At 73.4% G+C, this 17,662-nt stretch carries 17 protein-coding genes; 3 read left to right on the forward strand and 14 right to left on the reverse strand.

Going from position 1 to position 17,662, the window contains the following annotated elements:
* Positions 1-2 precede the first annotated feature (2 nt).
* Positions 3-632, reverse strand: a complete 630-nt coding sequence (locus ACFYV1_RS12540) for an alpha-ketoglutarate-dependent dioxygenase AlkB (protein ID WP_389395446.1) — start codon at positions 630-632, stop codon at positions 3-5.
* 255 nt (positions 633-887) lie between these two features.
* On the opposite strand from ACFYV1_RS12540, the gene ACFYV1_RS12545 reads away from it, so the two are divergent.
* Complete coding sequence (locus ACFYV1_RS12545) at positions 888-1,160, forward strand: chaplin family protein (RefSeq protein ID WP_389395447.1); 273 nt, start codon at positions 888-890, stop codon at positions 1,158-1,160.
* A gap of 127 nt (positions 1,161-1,287) precedes the next feature.
* Here ACFYV1_RS12545 and ACFYV1_RS12550 read toward each other — a convergent pair whose 3' ends face one another.
* From ACFYV1_RS12550 to ACFYV1_RS12560, 3 genes are all read right to left on the reverse strand, one after another.
* On the reverse strand, positions 1,288-2,148 hold the full coding sequence (locus tag ACFYV1_RS12550) for a tyrosinase family protein (RefSeq protein ID WP_389395448.1): 861 nt from the start codon (positions 2,146-2,148) through the stop codon (positions 1,288-1,290).
* An 18-nt stretch (positions 2,149-2,166) separates the two neighbouring features.
* Positions 2,167-2,796 carry a tyrosinase family oxidase copper chaperone gene (locus tag ACFYV1_RS12555; protein WP_389395449.1) on the reverse strand — a complete coding sequence of 210 codons (630 nt, stop codon included), beginning with the start codon at positions 2,794-2,796 and terminating at the stop codon, positions 2,167-2,169.
* 108 nt (positions 2,797-2,904) lie between these two features.
* A complete protein-coding gene (locus tag ACFYV1_RS12560; protein WP_389395450.1) occupies positions 2,905-3,408 on the reverse strand; it encodes a hypothetical protein in 504 nt (167 codons plus the stop codon).
* A gap of 168 nt (positions 3,409-3,576) precedes the next feature.
* On the opposite strand from ACFYV1_RS12560, the gene ACFYV1_RS12565 reads away from it, so the two are divergent.
* A complete protein-coding gene (locus ACFYV1_RS12565; RefSeq protein WP_389395451.1) occupies positions 3,577-4,836 on the forward strand; it encodes a cytochrome P450 in 1,260 nt (419 codons plus the stop codon).
* A gap of 3 nt (positions 4,837-4,839) precedes the next feature.
* Here the strand turns inward: ACFYV1_RS12565 and ACFYV1_RS12570 are convergent, their stop codons facing one another.
* The 4 genes from ACFYV1_RS12570 to ACFYV1_RS12585 form a co-directional block, all read right to left on the reverse strand.
* Entirely contained in the window at positions 4,840-5,340 is a 501-nt protein-coding gene (locus tag ACFYV1_RS12570; protein WP_389395452.1) for a DUF5949 family protein, read from the reverse strand.
* Positions 5,341-5,449: 109 nt separating this feature from the next.
* Positions 5,450-5,965, reverse strand: coding sequence for a DUF4352 domain-containing protein (locus ACFYV1_RS12575; RefSeq protein ID WP_389395453.1), 516 nt, complete (start codon positions 5,963-5,965; stop codon positions 5,450-5,452).
* A gap of 501 nt (positions 5,966-6,466) precedes the next feature.
* A complete protein-coding gene (locus ACFYV1_RS12580; RefSeq protein WP_389395454.1) occupies positions 6,467-7,666 on the reverse strand; it encodes an NAD(P)-binding domain-containing protein in 1,200 nt (399 codons plus the stop codon).
* On the reverse strand, positions 7,648-9,000 hold the full coding sequence (locus ACFYV1_RS12585) for an ATP-grasp domain-containing protein (protein WP_389395455.1): 1,353 nt from the start codon (positions 8,998-9,000) through the stop codon (positions 7,648-7,650). Before ACFYV1_RS12585 ends, ACFYV1_RS12580 begins: the two co-directional genes overlap by 19 nt.
* Positions 9,001-9,135: 135 nt before the next feature.
* Here ACFYV1_RS12585 and ACFYV1_RS12590 point away from each other — a divergent pair, with 135 nt between their 5' ends.
* Positions 9,136-10,413: a glycoside hydrolase family 26 protein gene (locus ACFYV1_RS12590; protein ID WP_389395456.1), complete on the forward strand. Its 1,278-nt coding sequence runs from the start codon at positions 9,136-9,138 to the stop codon at positions 10,411-10,413.
* Positions 10,414-10,458: 45 nt separating this feature from the next.
* Here ACFYV1_RS12590 and ACFYV1_RS12595 read toward each other — a convergent pair whose 3' ends face one another.
* The 6 genes from ACFYV1_RS12595 to ACFYV1_RS12620 all read right to left on the reverse strand — a co-directional run bounded on the left by ACFYV1_RS12595 (position 10,459) and on the right by ACFYV1_RS12620 (position 17,661).
* Entirely contained in the window at positions 10,459-11,613 is a 1,155-nt protein-coding gene (locus ACFYV1_RS12595) for a GNAT family N-acetyltransferase (RefSeq protein WP_389395457.1), read from the reverse strand.
* Entirely contained in the window at positions 11,610-12,281 is a 672-nt protein-coding gene (locus ACFYV1_RS12600) for a lipopolysaccharide biosynthesis protein (protein ID WP_389395458.1), read from the reverse strand. Before ACFYV1_RS12600 ends, ACFYV1_RS12595 begins: the two co-directional genes overlap by 4 nt.
* On the reverse strand, positions 12,278-13,435 hold the full coding sequence (locus tag ACFYV1_RS12605; protein ID WP_389395459.1) for a glycosyltransferase: 1,158 nt from the start codon (positions 13,433-13,435) through the stop codon (positions 12,278-12,280). The genes ACFYV1_RS12600 and ACFYV1_RS12605 overlap by 4 nt, the downstream gene beginning before the upstream one ends.
* Complete coding sequence (locus ACFYV1_RS12610) at positions 13,432-14,205, reverse strand: polysaccharide deacetylase family protein (RefSeq protein WP_389395460.1); 774 nt, start codon at positions 14,203-14,205, stop codon at positions 13,432-13,434. The genes ACFYV1_RS12605 and ACFYV1_RS12610 overlap by 4 nt, the downstream gene beginning before the upstream one ends.
* Complete coding sequence (gene murJ, locus ACFYV1_RS12615) at positions 14,195-15,793, reverse strand: murein biosynthesis integral membrane protein MurJ (protein WP_389395461.1); 1,599 nt, start codon at positions 15,791-15,793, stop codon at positions 14,195-14,197. Before murJ ends, ACFYV1_RS12610 begins: the two co-directional genes overlap by 11 nt.
* Positions 15,794-16,269: 476 nt before the next feature.
* The gene (locus ACFYV1_RS12620) at positions 16,270-17,661 is read right to left on the reverse strand and encodes an O-antigen ligase family protein (protein ID WP_389395462.1); all 1,392 of its coding nucleotides are present in this window, start codon (positions 17,659-17,661) and stop codon (positions 16,270-16,272) included.
* Position 17,662: the final 1 nt, after the last annotated feature.

Here is a 17,662-nt window from a genome sequence, read left to right on the forward strand (position 1 = left end):
CCCTAACGAACACCCCGGGGGCGGAACTGGACGCTGATGCGCGGGCCGACGGGGCGCGCCGTCTTGAGGACGGCGTGCTCCCAGGTCCGCTGGCACGAGCCGCCCATCACGATCAGGTCCCCGTGTCCGAGTGCCTTGCGCACCTGTGCCGCCCCGCCCTGTCGCGGCCGGAGCGCGAGTTCGCGGGGAGCCCCGACGGAGAGGATGGCGACCATGGTGTCCTCCCGCGCCCCGCGGCCGATGGTGTCCCCGTGCCAGGCGACGCTGTCCCTGCCGTCCCGGTAGTAGCAGAGCCCGGCCGTGCGGAACGGTTCGCCCAGTTCCTCCGCGTAGTGCCGCGACAGGGCTTCCCGGCCCTGGTCCAGCACGGGGTGCGGAAGAGGGTCGTCCGTTCCGTAGTACGCGAGCAGTCTCGGCACGTCGACGACCCGCTCGTACATCTGCCGTCGCTCCGCCCGCCAGGGCACCTCGCCGACGAGTTCGTCGAACAGGGCGTCCGCCCCGGTGAGCCAGGCGGGCAGTACGTCGATCCAGGCCCCGCCGCCGAGCAGCGTGCGCCGGACGTCGTCGAGCGGACCGAGACGGATCTCGTCGGTCTGGTCGAAGAGCGATCCCTGGAGATGTGCTGCCATGCCCCCACGGTACCGCGAAAACCGAACAAACAATCGAAGAGGTTGGCCGTGGCCGTCCCGGCCGGACCGGCGCGGTCCCTGACATGCGGCGAACCCGAGACCCCGCGGCAAAGGCGTCGACGAAGCCACGGACGCGCGGGGCGGGTGCCGCGACAAGTTTGCTCTTGATCCGTTACCGCCCCATCGGTTCCGGCGTTGAACGGTATGTGCTGGTCGCAATCCTGCGGCCCACTCTCGTTCTGCAAGGAGAAGTTGATGTCGCGTATCGCGAAGGCAGCCGCCGTAGTCGCCGGCACTGGTGCCATCCTGGCCGGCGGCGCCGGCATGGCTGCCGCCGACGCCGGAGCGCACGGCGCTGCCGCCCACTCCCCCGGTGTGGCGTCGGGCAACGTGGTTCAGGTGCCCGTGCACGTGCCGGTCAACGTCTGCGGCAACACCGTGAACGTGATCGCCCTGCTCAACCCGGCGTTCGGCAACACCTGCGCCAACGTCGACGGTGGCCACCACGACGGCGCCTACGGCGGCTGACACCCGCGCCGGACAGTGTCCGCGGCCTCCCCCGCCGGGTGCGGGGGAGGCCGCGGACGCATGTGCCGCCGAGCCCGGTCCTCCGGGCCCCAGGGCCCCCGGCCCCCGGCCCCGGCCTTGGACACGGTCAGCCGTACCGGTACCAGCGTGTGTGGTCGAGCAGCCCCGACGGCTTCGCGTCCCACGGCGGCATCGGATCGTCGAGCGTGAACACCCGCCCGTACTGCGGGTCGTCCCGCCCGAGCCGCTTGCGCGGCAGATAGCCGGACCCGGGGTGCGCCTTCTGCCAGCGCGTCCACAGCAGGTCGATGTACGCGTGGTGGAGCCAGAAGACCGGGTCGTCGGGCGACGTCGCGCTCATCATCAGACCGCCGACCCAACGGTGGACCTTGTTGTGGATGCGCCAGCGCTCGGAGCCTCCGGCCCTCCAGCCCTCCATCCGGTTGCGGAAACCGGTGGTCACCGTGGAGTTCCAGGGCGCGGTGTCGTAGACCGGATCGTCCAGCGCCTCGGCCACCTCGGTCCTCGTCGGGAGGGACACCGGGTCGGCCGGCCGGCCCAGGTCACGGGTGAGGAAGTTGCCGTCGGTGATCCGGGCGTTGATGCGCCAGTCGCCGGCCGCGTAGGCGAAGGGCCCGGTCATGACCTGCCGGTCGCTGCGGCGGCCGGTGCCGCCCATGAGGTCGTCGGCCCACAACGAGGAGGCGGGCGAGTTGTCCGTCGTCCAGTCCCAGTACGGGAGGGACACGCTGTCGTCGATCTTCTGCAGCGCCCGCTCGAACTCGAGCAGGAATCTGCGGTGCCAGGGGAAGAAGGACGGCGTCATATGGGCGGCCCGCGGCCTGTCCTCCGCGTCCGACACGTAGTACTCGCCGTGCATCCTGACGAACTCGTCGTACCGTCCGGAGCGCTTGAGTCCCAGCAGCGCTCCGACCAGTCGGCGCTTCTCCGAACGGGTCAGATTCCGCTGGTTCTTGCGGGTGTACACGGTGCCGGCCCTCCAGGTTCAGGCGCTGTGCATGGGGGTCAGCGACAGTTGCGCGTCGCCCAGTTCGTCGACGGCGGCGCGGGCCACGTCCCGCAGGGTCCAAAACGACTCGTAATGGTTCACCAGACTCAGATACGTGCCGTCGGCGCGCCTCATGACGTGCAGCGGCCGGCCGTCGATGCGCACCTCCACGCTCGGTACGAGCCAGGCGCCGCCCGCCGGCCGGCCGGAGCGGACCGCTCCGAGAGCCCCGGCCGCCGGGTCCCCGTCCCGGCTCCCGCCGCGGGCCGGGACCATCACCGTCGCGCTGCCCTGGATGTGCCGCCCCTGGTACATCTCTGCGAACCTCTCCAGCGACTGGGACTGGGACTGGGGCTGGGGCCGGGATTGGGACTGCGGCTTCGCGGCACCGGTCCCACCTGCGCCGTTCCCCTCGGCCCCGTTCCCGCGCGGCCCCTTCCCGCCGGAGTCCCGCACGTCCGCCGCCCGCCGGGCGAGGATCGGCATGAGGGCCCCGGCCGTGCCGGCGACCACGCCCACCGTGAAGAGGGTCCGCAGGACCAGGCGCCGGGCGGGAAATCCACCGCCCGGCACCCCGCCCGCGCTGCCTGTGACGTGGGAGCGTCCCCGCATGCTCGGCGTCCTCATGCCGTGGCCCCCTCCCGGTGATGCACTCCTGCGACGTGACGTTGCTTCTGTGTTGACAACGACCTCACGGCCGAAGGGTTGCTCCCCCAGGCGGGTACCCGCCGGGACTCAGCTCAGCAGCAGGCCGGCGGCGGGCGATCCCTGCAGAACGGGACCGACCAGCGCCGCCTGCGGCAGCGTCGGCGCCGGCAGCCCGAGAGCGTCACCGTCCGGTGCGGTCAGGGGCGCGCCGAGTGCCGCGCCGGGGGTCACCGCCTTCAGGTCGGACTCCGCGGAGGAGGCCTCCGCCACGCCCAGGTTGCCCTCGCCTAGGGGGTTCTCCACCGGGATCTCCAGGAGCGTGCGCGGCAGTTCGCTGGTGACCGGCAGCGCGGGCAGCGTGTCCTGCGGCAGCAGCGTGCCGGTGACGTGACGCGGGCCCTGCGGTGCTCCGGGCACGGGTACCGGCACGCCCGTGCGCAGTTCGGGTGCCTCGACCGGCACCGCCGTCTCGAGGCTCTCGAGCGGCAGGATCACCGGGACGGAGGTCCCCGCGACGGCGGGGGCGGCCGCCACCGCGGAGGCCATGCACGCCAGTACCGCCGCCAGAGATCCCCGGGTGGTCGACTTCATCGCTGTGTACTTCCCCTCTTGTGCTCCACGGACTGTCCGTCGCTCTGCCCCAACGACCCGGACGGCCGTACCCGTGCAAATTCCCCCCGTCCGCAGCAATGTCGGGACTCAGACTGACGGCGTGATGGGCCAGCATGTGCCTTCGAGCACCTGGAGGTTGCCGTGGTCATGGGAATTCCCGGCCAGGCCTCTGCGCGGTCCGCCGCGCACGCGTTTGAGGCCGATCTGTCCGACCCCGCGTTCTGGCGGCTGCCCAGGCCCGCCCGGCTCGCGGCCTTCGCGGAACTGCGCAGACGCGACGCCCCTGTGCTGTTCGGGGAGCGCCCCGGGTTCTACGCCCTGGTCCGGCACGCCGACGTGACGGAGGCGAGCCGCCGGCCGCGCGACTTCGTCAGCGCGCCCGGCGTCACCACTCCGGAGCCGGCCGCGTGGGCCAAGGCCGTGTTCGGGAACTCCATGGTCAACATGGACGGTGAGGAGCACGCCGGCATGCGCCGGATCGTGGCGCGTTCGTTCACGCCGCGGCTGCTCGCCGCCACGGAGGACAACGTCCGCGAGGTCGCGCGGCGCATCGTCGGCGAGATGCTCGAGCGCAGACCCGAGGACTTCGTCCCGGCGGTCGCCTCACGCATGCCGTTCGAGGTGATCTGCGACCTGATGGGCATCCCCGGCGACGACCGTGCCGAGATCGCGGCGCGTATCGACCAGGCCTCGGAGAACGTCGGCGTGAAGCGCGGTCTGCGGGCCAGACTGCGGATGCCGGGGCGGGGGCTGCGTGCCCTGGCCCATATGCAGCTGGTGATGGCGCGGCTGGCCCGTGAGCGGCGCCGCAGGCCCACGGGCGATCTCATCTCGGCGCTGGTGTGCGCGGACGTCGACGGGCAGGCGCTGAACTCCCGGCAGCTGGGCGCCTTCTTCTCACTGCTGCTGGTCGCGGGTGTGGAGACGACACGCAACGCGATCGCCCACGGTCTGGCGCTCCTCAGTGACCATCCCGACCAGCGTGCCCTGCTGGAGGCCGACTTCGAGAGGTACGCGGACGGCGCGGTGGACGAGATCGTCCGCCACTCCACCCCGATCATCCAGTTCCGCCGCACGGTCGCCGCCGAGTGCGAGCTCGGCGGCCGTGCCTTCCGGCCCGGCGAAAAGGTCGTGCTGTTCTACGCCTCCGCCAACCGCGACGAGGCGGTCTTCGAGGACCCGGACGTCTTCGACATCACCCGCAGCCCCAATCCGCATCTGGGGTACGGCGGCGGCGGGCCGCACTACTGCCTCGGCTCGCACCTGGCCCGGCAGGAGATGAAGGCCCTGTTCCATGAACTGCTGACGAGGCCCAGGGGGCTTCGGGCAGTGGGCCTGCCGGGCCTGGTGGACTCCAGCTTCGACAACCGGGTGCGGTCGCTGCGCTTCGCCTTCGAGGCTCCCTGAGCCTCAGCGGCGCAGCCGCGACACGGGCAGCAGTACGTGCGCGCAGGAGGTGAGGGTGTCCTCGTCGCCCAGGAAGGCCTGGAACGCCTCGTCGGCGACGGGTGCACCGGGCCTGCCCTCCGGCCACGGACGGCTCGCGATCATGAAGTGCACATGGCCGCGCTGGTCCGCGGCGGCCAGCCACTCGGGCGGCGCGGGGCACTGGGCCTTGAGATACGGCATGTTGACGACCGCCTGGCCGCCTTCGACCAGCAACTGGATCGGGTGCGCGCCGTCGCCGGTGTGGTCGTGCATCTCGTCGCCGACGGTGAGCCCGAGTTCGGCGATCATCGCCAGGGCGGCCTCCTGACCCGCGTCCGGTCCGTCGCTGCCGTCACCGAGGGAGTAGGTGAGCAGATAGGGGGTGTCATGGCCCTGGGCGGGGTCGCCGGTCCAGGCCAGCAGGGAGAGCGTGCCCAACTGTCCGCGATTCACCGTGAATTTGGGGGAGTTCGCTGTGGTCATGGCTCGGCACCCTAGTGGCGGGCCGGCCGGCCGCCGCGCCTCGTTCACCTGGACGGGGGAACCCGGCGGCAAACTGCTTCCGCGGGTGTGCGGGGCCGTCGCCGGCTGTTCAGAGCCGCCAGCTGCGCTCCTCAGAGCCCACCGTGCAGTGAAGCCGTACGGCACGGGCGTCGAAGGGCACCTCGAAGGCCAGCCATCCGGTGCTGTGTTCGCCGACGGGCAGCGTCGTCGTCACGAGGGGGGAACCGGTGGTGATCTCCCCGGTCCGGACGGCCGGATACCGCCTGCCCCGGCCGTCGACGACCCAGGCCTTGTCGAGGGGCGCGTCGTACGCCGTGCCGCCGACGTTGGCGAGGGTCACCTCCACGCCGACCCATCGGTGCCCGGCCGAAGGCATCGGAGCGGCCTTGACGGCCACGGCGGGGTCGACGAACCCGTGCACGCCGATGCGCAGATGCTCTCCGAAGCGTGCGCCGCCGATGTCCGCCGTGTCTCCCAGGCCGGCCGTCGCCGCGACGGCCGTGCGGCCCCTGCCGTGCGGACCGGGTGCCGGACCGTCGCCCGCGGTGCTGTTCTGACACGCTGTGAGCCCCAGGAGAAGGGCCGGCACGAGTGCGGTCGCCATGTGTCGCATCGAACCCCTTTTCCGCGACCCGTTGATGCGTATCTTCTTGTCCCGGACGGGTGATCGGACGCGACGCACCGCATGCCGTACGAGTGAATCTCACCGCTGTGGGCGACCGGCTCGAAAGGCCGTTCCCCCCGTCCCCCATCGTCCGGTCGCAGCAGTGACTTCGGACCCCGGGCGCGCGTTTGCGCTCGTATGGCAAGGATTACCGCGCCCTCGCGATGGCAGCGCGTCCAGACGAGTACGGATCCGACGGCGGCACCGCCGGCCGGCAGCCCCATCTACGACCAACTGGCGCGCGAATGGGCGGCCGCCGGGCGCACCATGCCGGGCCGGCCTGACGGGGAGTGGACCAGGCTCAGCCTGTTCCCGTCCCCGCCTCCGCCACCGGAGGGGCCGCACGGGCGGCCCGCTCCCCCGCAGCCCCGCCGGGGCTGGCTCTACGACCGGCACACGGCCTGACAGCACCCCGGCCGGTCCACCGGCGCCCCTGTGACGTCACCGGCGCAGCCGCCGCCGTACACCGGCGACCAGCCGCTCGGCGGCGAACGCCGACCCGTACACGAACCGCATGGCGGGACCGAACGACGGTGCGGCCAGCAGCCCCGCGAAGAACAGGCCGGGGCGGCTGGACTCGAACCCGGCCGTCAGCGCCGGCGCCCGGCTGGTGCCGACCCTCCGGACGGCCGGCCTGAGACCGGGGTCGAGCAGGTCCAGCCGGTCGAGGTCGGGGGTGAATCCGGTCGCCGCGACGACATGGCCGGTGTCGAGGGTGCGGATGCCGCCGTCCGGTGTGTTCAGTTCGAGCCGCACCCGGCCGTCGGCACGGACGGAGGCGTCGCGGAGGGTGTGCCCGAGCAGTTCCGGGACGCGGTGTTCGTAGCGGTCGCGCAGCCACCAGGCGCCCGCCGGTCCGAGTGCGCCGTCGGCGAGGCGCTCGCGCAGGCCGGCGGGGAGACGGCCGACCGCGCCGGGGAGTTCGGCCCATGCCCAGGTGGTCCAGCCGCTGCCCAGTCCGCTGAGCGGGGTGCGCAGGGCCTGGAGCCGTCCGCGCTGCCGCGGCACCGGGACGGTGTTCCATCCGATCCGGTCGGTACGGGCCACCAGTTGCGGGCGTGCCCCGTGCTCGGCGAGGAGTGCCGCCGTCTCGAGCGCCGCCTGACCCGCTCCGACGACCGTCACGTCGAGGTCGCCGAACCCGCTCGGGTCCCGGTGGCCGCTGCTGTGCGAGCAGAGGCCGGGGGGCAGGGCGGCGAGCTGCTGCGGGATGCGCCGGAACGGCATGACTCCGACGGCGAGCACGACCGTACGGGCCTCGATGCCGTCGCCCTCCGCCGTCTCCACCCGGAAGCGGTCCGCCGTCGCGGTCACCCGGGTGACGGTCTGCTCCTCCACCGGTGGTGCCGCGTGCTCCGCGAACCACATCCCGTAGTCGGCGAAGGTGCGGATCGGCAGCGGACAGCCGTGCGACGCCTCGAACCCCCGGACGTCCGCATAGTCGGCGAGGGTGTACTTGGCGTCGGGGTCCGAGAGGTCGGAGGCCCACGGCTCCGACTTGAGGAACATTCCCTCCGGCATGTGGTCCCGCCACGAGGCCATGGTCCTGCCGAACACCCGCAGGCTGATGCCGGCCGCGGCGGCGTGGGCCGCCACGGAGAGCCCGTACGGGCCGGCGCCGATCACTGCCAAGTCGTACATGATGTGCTCGCTCCTTCTGGTCCGGCCGGCTCCGGTCCGGCCTCTGATCCGGCCTCTGATGCGGCCGGTGCTGCGGCCTCTGATGCGGCCGGGGACGCCTGCGTTGGCCGCCGTGGCACCGTTCGCGCCCGGTTCGTCCCTTTGGCGAGGCCGCGCCGCAGGGAGGCAGCGGCCATGGCGAGGAACGGCCGCACGTCGTCCCGCGCGAACCAGGCGGTCTCGATGCCGCCGCGCGGGGCGCCGGGCCGTCCGGGCGCCGGATGCCGGGCGCTCGCGAGAGCCGACAGCAGTGCGTAGTTCTCCGCGACGAAGACCCGGCCGGGCCGCGCGGTGGCCGGCGGCACCGGCCTGCCGGTGAGATCCAGGTAGAGGGACCGGACGACGTCGAGTCCGCCCTCGTCGGTGAACAGCCGGAACTGCGCGCCCGGCCGGGGGTTGACGTCGAGGAGCCGGTAGGCCCCTCCGGCCGGGTCCCGTCTGAAGTCGAGGTCGAGAACGCCCTGGTAGCCGGAGTGGGCGACCAGCCGCAGCGCCGCGTCCCGCACCTCGTCGTTGTGCTGCCAGCGGCCCTTCGCGGTGAGGCCGGCACGGGGCGGCCAGGCGAGTTCCTTGCGTCCGGTGCCGCCGAGCAGACAGAGGGATCCGCGGGAGAAGTAGCCGTGGAAGAACCAGTCCGAGTCGGGCCCGCCGGGCAGATGCCGCTGGAGCAGCAGCCGGCTGCCGGCCTGTCCGGTCCTGCCGAACAGGCGCTGCGCGTCACCGGGCGAGGTGATCAGGCTCGTACTGCGCAGTCCCGTCCCGGGGTCCAGCAGCCACGGTCTGCTCCACTTGGCGACCAGCGGCAGCCCGAGCCGCCGTACCGCGGCGGCGGCCTCCGCGGCGCTCCCGGGCACCACCGTCTCGGGGTGCGCGATTCCCGCGTCGGCGCACAGCCGCGCCAGTTCCGCCTTGTCGGCGAGTGCCGCGGTGGCGTCCGCGGCCTGCTCGGGGAAGAGGAAGCGTGAGGCGAGGCGTGGTGCGTGGGCGGCGACGCTGAGTGCGCCGAGGTCGTCCATCGCGACCAGCACGGCGGGGCGGCCGATCCGCTCGGAGACCTCGACGAGCAGCCCGACGAAGGCCTCGGGGCCGAGGTCGCCCGGCGGCCTGACATGGGCCCGGTGCAGATGGCGGGACCGGGCGACCGGGCTGCGGGCCGACTCGACCAGGGCGTGGACCTCCACCCCGGCGCGGCCCAGCGATCTGACGGCTCCCAGCGTGCCGTGGTGAAAGGGATTCCGGTCGAGCCGGAGCACGAGAGCGGGAACTCCCGGGTCGGTGATCGGCATTCGAGTCATCTCTTTCACCTGGATGGTCCTGTATGGAGCGCGCCTATTCGCTAATGGCCTACTGACGTCTCCTCAGGCAGCCCGTAAATACGACTTTCTGCCTACGGTCGTGTCATCGCAGAACGGACCGCTCAGGAGGAATCCATGCACCAACGGCGACGTCTCATCCGCGCGGGCATCGGGACGGTTGTCGCCGGTCTCCTTGTCTCCAGCGCGATTTCCGGAAACTGGAGCGCGGGCGCAGCATCCACCGCGAACGACAACCCTGACACCTCCGGCGATTCATCGGTCGCCGTGGGGGCGTATCTCCACTACGGCCCGCCCGGAGTCGAACGCATCGCCGAACTGTCCCGCTGGCTCGGCGGCACCGAACTGAGGGTCGGTCACACGTACCTCCCCGGTGACCGCTGGTCGAACATCGAGGGCCAGGTGGAGTTCCTGCGCCCCTGGGCCGAATGGCGACGCGGCGCCGACGACCGGATGTTCGTCCTCAACGTGCCGATGCTGGAGCGCAACGAGGCCCGGCTGCCCGACTCGGCGGTACGGGCGCTGCTGCGCGCCGGTGCCGAGGGGAGCTTCGACAAGCACTTCCGCACCCTGGCCACCCGCCTGGTCGAGGTCGGTGCCACCGACACGGTGATCGTCCTCGGCTGGGAGATGAACGGGACGACGTACACGCATCGTTGTGCGCCGGACCCCGAGGCGTGGAAGGCGTACTGGAACCGCATCGTCACGGCCATGCGTTCCGTCCCCGGGCAGGAGTTCCGATTCGACTTCGCCCCGAATCGCGGTCTGGACGCCATTCCCTGGACCGAGTGCTACCCCGGCGACGACGTGGTGGACATCATCGGGATGGACTCGTACGACCAGCCTCCGGGCGGGACGTTCGACGAACAGGTGAATGCTCCGTACGGATTGCGGAAGCAGGTCGAGTTCGCCGCGGCTCACAACAAGGCGATCTCGTATCCGGAGTGGGGGCTTTTCCGGAACGGTGACAATCCCGAGTACATGCGCCGCATGCTCGAATGGATCGACCGTCACAAGCCGCTCTACCAGACCATCACAGACTACTGCCCGCACGGGGTGTGGCAGTGCGCAGACAATCCGCAGTCCTCGAAAGTGTTCCGCTCGAAGTTGTTTGCGAAGTCGGATCCGGCCAGTCCCGTACCGGCCGAGCCCGCACCCGCGGAACCGGACCCCGCCGCACCGAGCCCGCTCGAGCCGGAGGCACCGGCGGAGCCCGCGCCGGCCGACGGCACGGACCCGACGGCACCGCTCCCGGCCGACCTGCCCGGCGACGTGGTGCTGAACGACACGACATGGTGCGTGCCCCTCGACCTCGGCGAGCAGGTCACACAGTGGACGGGCGAGCAGCCGACGTGTGTCGAGTTCCCGTGGCCCGACGGCTGGCCGGACTTCTGACCCGAGCCGGTCACCCGGCACCGGCGGGCGGCGGCCCGAGGCGATTCAGAGCCTCGCGGCGGTCGCCCGCCGGCTGTTCAGCCGGTCGCGCCACTCCCGGGCGGCGGGCAGCCGCTCGCGGACGGCCCCAGCGGCACGGTCCCGCAGCCGGACCCGCGCCTCGTGCAGCCGCAGCAGCGGCTCCAGCGCCGAACGGGCCAGCAGCAGCCGCTGGTTGGTGACGGTCTCCGGACGCCAGTGGTTCTTGTACGGCTCCGACCCGCGCAGCAGGCTCAGCACGCCCAGCCCGCCCTCCGCCGCCTGCTGGGCGTCGTGCCGCAGCAGCATCGCCGCCACGTCCACCTTGCGGTCGCGCAGTCCGGGATCGGCCCCGTACAGATAGCCGCCCGCCATGCTCCCGGAGCGCAGCGTCAGACCGGCGGCGACGACCGCGCCGTCCATCCGGTACTCCGTCAGCCTGGCCTCGTCACGGCGCGTCATCGCCCGGGTGGCACGCACCAGGTGGGCGGCGAACCGCGGCCGCAGGTGCTCCACGTTGACCCCGCGTCCGCGCCACTGCAGTTCGTGCAGCCTCAGCAGGTGGGCCACCGCCTCCGCGACCTCCGGCTCCGGCACGGTGTGCGCCTCGATCTCGAGCGCGTCGATCTTGCGCAGTTTGGCGCGCACCCGCTGTGCCCTGGACCCGGCCATCCGCTTGACGAGTTCCTCGATCGGGGCGGCCGGAAGCTCCATGCAGACCGAGTCGGTGAGCCGGGCGCGGGCCCCCTTCCATGTCTCGTACAGCCGCTCCGCGGCCGCTCCGGGCCGCACCTCCCGCAGGTCGACGACGGCGTGGCGGGCCGCCCGGTCCAGTCCGTGCTCCAGCGCCCCTGTCGCGGCACGCGCATGGCCGCCGTCGACGAGGACGTCGCAGTGGTCGGAGATTCCGGCACCCAGTGGCACGAGCAGCGGCATCGGCCCGTGCGTCAGCATCAGGGGCGCGGCACCGATCAGCCGGCCGTCGCGTCGCACGAGCAGGACCCGCAGCCGGCCCCGCGTCCCGTAGGACAGCCACCACGAGTGGAGCCAGGCATGGCTCTGGAACGGGGTGGCGGTGACGCAGTCGCCGTGCAGCCTGTCCCACTCCGGGCCCAGGCGGGCGAAGGCGTCCTGGTCACGGCACAGGGTGACGGAGATGCCCCGCCCCCGGCCGGGTGTCACACCAGCTCCCGTTCGCCCGCCGGCTCCGCGGGCTGCGCCGGTGCGGGCACGGCGGTGGCGGTGACGGGGGCCGTACGGCGGGGCCTGACGAGCAGAACCAGTCCGCCGAGCAGTCCGCCCGCGCATCCGCCGACGGCCGCGCCGACCGGCAGCGACGGGGAGACCGGCTCGTCCGGGGAGATGGCCTGGGAGAAGAGGGTGAGCGAGACGCCGGTGTTCTTGGACACCTGATTGCTGCTCACGAACACGGCGTCGGCCACCGCGTTGGCGATGTCGGCGGCCTCCGCCGGCGTGTCGGACGTGCCGGTGACGGCGATCATCGGCGAGTCGGGGGACGTCTCCGTCTCGACGCGGTCCCGCAGTTCGCGCGCCGGGACGCCCGCCGCGACCCGCGCGTACGCCAGGGTCGAGTCACTGGTGGCGATCCTGCCGTACGCCTGGGCGAAGCCGAGCGCCGCGGCGGGGTCGGAGTCCTTGGCGGGCACGGCGACGACGTAGCTGGTGGCGGCGTACTCGGGCCCCTTGAGCAGCCCGTACGAGACGCCGCAGACCGTGCCGAGCAGGACGCAGGCCGGCAGGGGCCACCAGACGGGCAGGGGGGTGATCTTCGCGAGGATGCGGCGGAACCGGCCGCGGGCGGCGGGCTCCTGCTCGGGGGACTCGGTCATGGCAGTGCTCTCCGGGTGGGGGCGACGGGGTCGGTTGAGGTCCGGTCCGGGTCGGGCCGGCCGGTGTCGAGTGCGTGCGCGTAGACGTCCATCAGGAGGCGGCTGCTGCGCGCGATGTCGTAGTGGCCGACGGCGCGGGGCGGCGGCAGCCGGTTCGGGCCGGCCGCCGCCCGGGTGCGCAGGGCGGCGGTGAGCTCCCGCACGCCGCCGTCGCGCAGGCGGGTGGCGCCCGGCGCGTCGTGGGGCGGCAGGTCGTCCACGGCGGGGCAGACGCCGTGCAGCACGGGCAGCCCCGCGGCGAGTGCCTCCACCACGGCGAGCCCGAACGCCTCCTCGCGGGAGGCGGACACGAAGAGGTCCACGGCCGACAGCAGTGCGGCGACGTCGTCGCCGTCGCACTCACCGAGCAGCCGGACGCGGTCGGCGGCCCCGAGGCGTACGGCAAGGGCGCGCAGCGCGTCCCGTTCCGGGCCGTCGCCCGCCAGCAGCAGCCGTACGCCGGGCAGCGCGGCGACCGCCTCGACGAGGACGTCGAAACGCTTGCCGGGCACGAGCCGGCCCACGCCGCCGACGACGAACGCGCCGCCTGGAACACCGAACCGGTCGCGGGTCGCGCGGCGCTTCGACGCGTCGAAGCGGAAGCGGGCGGCGTCGATGCCGTTGGGCACGACGTGGACACGGGGGCCCGGGACGCCCCAGTCGCGGAGCCTGTCCGCGACGGTCGGGGAGACGGCGACGGTCGCGGCGCCGAGCCGTTCGGTGGAGAGGTACAGCGCGCGGGTACCCGGCGTGAGCGGTCGGCCCTCGATCTCCGCGGCGCCCAGCGAGTGCTCGGTGGCGACGGCCGCCCGCACCCCGGCGAGTCTCGCGGCGGTCCGGCCGTAGACACAGGCGCGGTAGAGGTGTGTGTGGACGAGGTCGTACCGGCCGCGGCGGATGAGGCCGACCATGCGCGGCAGTGCGGTGAGGTCCGTGTTGCCCCGCATGCCGAGGTGGGTGACGGACACGCCGTCGGCGCGCAGCCCGGCGGCCACCGGGCCCGGGTTGGTCAGGGTCAGGACGTCGCACCGCACGGGCAGGTGACGCAGCAGCAGCCGCAGCTGCTGTTCCGCTCCGCCGACGCCGAGGCCGGTGATGACGTGGAGGGCTCTCATCGGGCCTCGCAGCCGGTGTCCGCGGGCAGGAGCGCCGGGTGGCGGCGCGCCCGGTGCCTCAGCCGCTTGGCCCACAGCCGCGCACCCCGGTCGGCCTGGCTGATGTGGGTGCGGGGCAGGGCGTACCGGCCGGCCGCCGTGCCGGGGTCGATGGCGCAGGCGTACGCGTAGCCGGCGTGGCGCACGGCTGCGGCGGCGCGCCGGTCGAAGGTGCCGTACGGGTAGCAGAACCCCTCCGGGGCGCTGCCGGTGAGTTCGCGGAGCAGTTCACGGCTGCGGAACGTCTCCTGATTCAGTACGTCGTCGGCGCAGCCGGTCAGATCGCGGTGGAACAGGCCGTGCGAGGCGATCTCCGTCCCGGCGGCCGCGGCGGCCCTGACCTGTCGGTCGGTGAGCAGCGGGCGGCGGGGTCCGTCGGCGTCCCAGTCGTTGCTGCCGCCGAGCCGGCCGGGGAGCATGAACAGGGTCGCCGAGCAGCCGTGGCGGGCGAGCAGGGGCAGCGCCGCCTCCACGAAGTCGGCGTACCCGTCGTCGAAGGTCAGTCCCACCAGACCGGCGGCACGTCCGGCGGCGTGGGCGCGCAGCAGGCTGCCGACCCCGACGCCGCGCAGGCCGCGGGCACGCAGCCAGCCGAGGTGCAGGTCGAGCCGGTCGGGTGCGACGGTGATGCCGTACGGGTCGTCGGTGGGATCGCCCACGGCGTGGTACATCCAGATCCAGGGCTGGACGAGGACCGGGGCGGCCGGTGGCGCCGCCGTATCAGTGGACATGACGCAGCCTCCGTCGGACGAGGTCCAGCAGGTGCAGGGCTTCGGGAGCGTGCAGGGCGCGGGCGGTGAGCAGGAAGACGGCGGGCACGAGCAGACAGCCGACGGCAAGGCTGACCACCGCGCCGGCGACCAGCGGTGCGGCGAGCACCCCGGCTGCCGTGGCGACGGCGGCCGCCGCGGCCAGCCGGGCGATGCGTACGACGGTCGGACGCACCTGGATGGCGACCCCGCGGGAGCCGAGGCCGCGCAGCAGCAGGAACGCGGTGGTGCTGATCCCGGCGGCGTTGGCGGCGGCGATGCCGTGCACGCCCCAGGCGCCGACGGCGACCGCACCGGCCGCGGTGGTCACCGCGAGTCCCGCCGCCATGGCGGCGGCCGGGAACCAGGTGGGGCGGCCGGAGGAGAAGAACGGCCTGCCGAGCGCGCCGACGAGACAGTGGCCGAGGAGGCCGACCGCGTACACGCGCATGACGGCGGCCGTGGTCGCGGTGTCGTGTGCGGTGAACGCACCGCGCTGGAAGAGCACTTCGATGATCTGGGGTGCGTACCCGATGACGACGGCCGTGCCGAGCAGCACCATGGCGCCCGCCATGGCGAGGTCCTGCTCGACGCGGCGGCGGGCCCGTTCACGGTCGCCCGCGGCCATCGCCTTGGCGACGACGGGGAACGTCACCGTGCACACCATCAGGGACAGCACCATGGGCATCTGCGCGACCTTCTGCGCGTAGTTGAGGTGGGAGATCGCACCGGCGGGGAGCGGCGCGGCGAGGAACCGTTCGACCAGGACCTGGGACTGGCGGCTGACGGCGAACAGCACGACCGGGGCGAGCACGGCGGCCCCGAGGAGCGGCGCCTTCGAGCGGGGGCGCCGTACGAGTGGTGCGAGCGTCATGTGCCGTGCCACACCAGGCAGTTGGACCGCGACCATCAGCACGCCGCCGACGGCGACACCGGCCGCGGCGGCACGTACGCCCCAGAGGGAGTGGAGGGCGAGGGTCGTGGTGATGATGCCGACGTTGTACGCCGCGTAGACGCCTGCCGGGCGGACGAAGCTGCCGTGGGCGCGCAGGGCGGCGCTGAAGTATCCGGTGACGCCGAAGGTCAGGACGGTCAGCGCGGTCATACGGGTGCAGTCGACGGCGAGCTGCGGATCACCGAATCCGGGAGCCAGTACCCGTACGACGAGCGGCGCACCGATCAGCAGCAGCCCGGCCGTGCAGGCCAGCACGGCGAAGAGCCGGGGGAACGTGGCGGACATCAGTTCCCGCACGGGGTCGCCGACGATCTCTTCACCGCCGGCCGTGCGCCGGGCCAGTGCGTGGCTGAACGCGGGCACGAGCAGCAGTGCCATGGCGTCCTCGATGAGGAGCGTGGAGGCCATCTCGGGAACGGTCCAGGCGATGAGGAAGGCGTCGCTCTCGACGCTGGCGCCGAAGAGATGAGCGATCGTCTGGTCGCGCACCAGACCGAGCACCGCCCCCGCCACGGTGAGCCCGGCGGTCACGGCGGCGGCCCTGACCAGGACCCGCCCGAGTGCGGGCCCGGTGGGGTGCGGGGCGCCGGGCGGCGTACCGTCGGTCGCCGTCACAGCACGCCGCCCGGGGTCGGCCGAGGCGTGCGTGGAGGGCCCAGGAGGAGAGCTCCCCGCGACGCTCGGCCCCTGACGGGCGCTGGGCTCCGCCCGCACGGGCCGGTTCGGTGCCGTGGCGGGCGTCGTCTCGGTGCCGGCCGTGGAGGACTGCGGGCCGAAGTCGCGCCCGGAACCCGGGACGCCCGCGTCCCGGCCGGGCTGCGCCGCGACGGCGCGAGGCGGCTTTCCTGCGCCGGGCGCGGACGTTCCTGGGGCGTCGGCGCACGCGGTTGAGCGAGGTTTCGGCTCCGACGGCCCGGCCGGCGGCAGCGCCGGGCGTGCCCGTGGGTCGCCGGTGCGCAGAAGCCGGAAGCGGACGACGTGCCATGCCCCGGTGATCCGCGAGGTCGCCGTGCGCGGCAGGGCCGCGTGACGGCCGCGGCCGTGGCGGCGGGGCCGGATGGCCGTGGCGGCATCCCGCACCGGCGTGCCCGTCATGCCGCGGCCGTCCTGCCGAGGGCCCACCACGCCGCCATCCCGAGGACCACGCCGGTGAGCGCCGTGGACGGGCCGCCGATGTCCGCGTACAGGAAGTCGACCGTCTGCCAGAGCATCAGGCCCACCGCCGCGAGACCGCAGTCCGCGGCGTGCCCGACCCGACCCACGCGCTCCGAGCCCACGCGCTCCGAGCCCGCAGCGCCCTCCGGGCGCCCCGCGCGCACATGGCGGCGCACGCCCAGGACCAGGACGGCGGTCAGGCTGCCGGCGAACGCGGTGAAGCCGATCAGCCCCTGCTCGGCGAGGACCAGCAGATACATGTTGTGCGGCGACAGCAGCGGCTGCTTCTCGAACTCCCGTCCCGCGCCCGCCGTGTCGCTGCCGGAGGAGAGGCCGATCGACGCGTGCCCGTCGCGATGCGCCGGGAAGCCCTTCAAGCCCACGCCCGCCGCGGGCTCCTCCTGCCACATCCCGGCCGCCGCCGCCCACATGGCGTACCGGTCGCCGACCGAGCGGTCCGGCGCGTCGGTGACCCGGGTGATGCTGCTGACGCGTTCGGAGATCATCTCCGAGCCGATGCCGAGGCCGCCGACGAGGACGACGCCGAGCGCGGCCACGGCGGCCAGGACCCGTGCCGCCTGCCGCAGCCTGGTCAGGGCGATCACGGCGAAGGCCGCGACCGCCGTGGCGATCCACGCGCCGCGGCTGAACGACAGTGCGAGGGGCACGACGAGCGCCGCCGCGGACGCGAACGCGCACAACCTCAGCCAGGCCGGGGCGTCGGCCGGGCCGCGCAGGGCGAGGGCGAGGGCGGCGATCAGCCCGTAGGAGACGACCGTCGCCATCCCCATCACGTCCGTCGGCCCGAAGGTGCCCACGGCACGGATGTCCTGGCCCATGTAGGACGCGCCGGTGCCGGTGGCGTACTGGTGGACGCCGACGGCACCCTGCGCGAGGGCCAGCAGGACGAGGCCGCCGGCGACGACACGGAAGTCGCGTGCGTCGCGCACCAGGAGCACGACCGCCACCGGTACGAGGACGAAGACCTGCAGATAGCGCACGAACCCGGGCAGCGCCGCCTGCGGATCCGCGGCTGTGACGGTCGCGACGGCGAAACCGACGACGGGCAGGCCGAACACGACCGCCGCGGCGGGGGTGAGCGGCCGTGACCGTTGCCGCAGGACCGCCACCGCGCACCACAGCACCAAGGCCGCCGAAGCGACGTCGGCCGGGGCCACCGTGCCCGCGTCACCGCTCGCGGCCGTGAACGGGACGGCGGGCAGCAGCACGGTCGCGACCACGGGCAGCAGACGCAGCGCACGCGACAGCGTCGGTGCCGGGAGCGGCATGTGCCGGCCGGACGCGGGGGCCCGGGTGAGGGCGGTCATG

Source organism: Streptomyces sp. NPDC003023, from assembly GCF_042888225.1.
Taxonomy (GTDB): Bacteria; Actinomycetota; Actinomycetes; order Streptomycetales; family Streptomycetaceae; genus Streptomyces.

Excerpts from the sequence above, each read along its gene's own strand:
- ACFYV1_RS12600 (WP_389395458.1), bottom strand. The coding sequence starts at position 12,281 with ATGACCGAGTCCCCCGAGCAGGAGCCCGCCGCCCGCGGCCGGTTCCGC.
- ACFYV1_RS12555 (WP_389395449.1), bottom strand. The coding sequence starts at position 2,796 with ATGAGGACGCCGAGCATGCGGGGACGCTCCCACGTCACAGGCAGCGCG.
- ACFYV1_RS12610 (WP_389395460.1), bottom strand. The coding sequence starts at position 14,205 with ATGTCCACTGATACGGCGGCGCCACCGGCCGCCCCGGTCCTCGTCCAG.
- ACFYV1_RS12620 (WP_389395462.1), bottom strand. The coding sequence starts at position 17,661 with ATGACCGCCCTCACCCGGGCCCCCGCGTCCGGCCGGCACATGCCGCTC.
- ACFYV1_RS12580 (WP_389395454.1), bottom strand. The coding sequence starts at position 7,666 with ATGTACGACTTGGCAGTGATCGGCGCCGGCCCGTACGGGCTCTCCGTG.
- ACFYV1_RS12545 (WP_389395447.1), top strand. The coding sequence starts at position 888 with ATGTCGCGTATCGCGAAGGCAGCCGCCGTAGTCGCCGGCACTGGTGCC.
- ACFYV1_RS12565 (WP_389395451.1), top strand. The coding sequence starts at position 3,577 with ATGGGAATTCCCGGCCAGGCCTCTGCGCGGTCCGCCGCGCACGCGTTT.
- ACFYV1_RS12585 (WP_389395455.1), bottom strand. The coding sequence starts at position 9,000 with ATGACTCGAATGCCGATCACCGACCCGGGAGTTCCCGCTCTCGTGCTC.
- ACFYV1_RS12570 (WP_389395452.1), bottom strand. The coding sequence starts at position 5,340 with ATGACCACAGCGAACTCCCCCAAATTCACGGTGAATCGCGGACAGTTG.
- ACFYV1_RS12560 (WP_389395450.1), bottom strand. The coding sequence starts at position 3,408 with ATGAAGTCGACCACCCGGGGATCTCTGGCGGCGGTACTGGCGTGCATG.
- ACFYV1_RS12575 (WP_389395453.1), bottom strand. The coding sequence starts at position 5,965 with ATGGCGACCGCACTCGTGCCGGCCCTTCTCCTGGGGCTCACAGCGTGT.
- ACFYV1_RS12590 (WP_389395456.1), top strand. The coding sequence starts at position 9,136 with ATGCACCAACGGCGACGTCTCATCCGCGCGGGCATCGGGACGGTTGTC.
- ACFYV1_RS12605 (WP_389395459.1), bottom strand. The coding sequence starts at position 13,435 with ATGAGAGCCCTCCACGTCATCACCGGCCTCGGCGTCGGCGGAGCGGAA.
- ACFYV1_RS12540 (WP_389395446.1), bottom strand. The coding sequence starts at position 632 with ATGGCAGCACATCTCCAGGGATCGCTCTTCGACCAGACCGACGAGATC.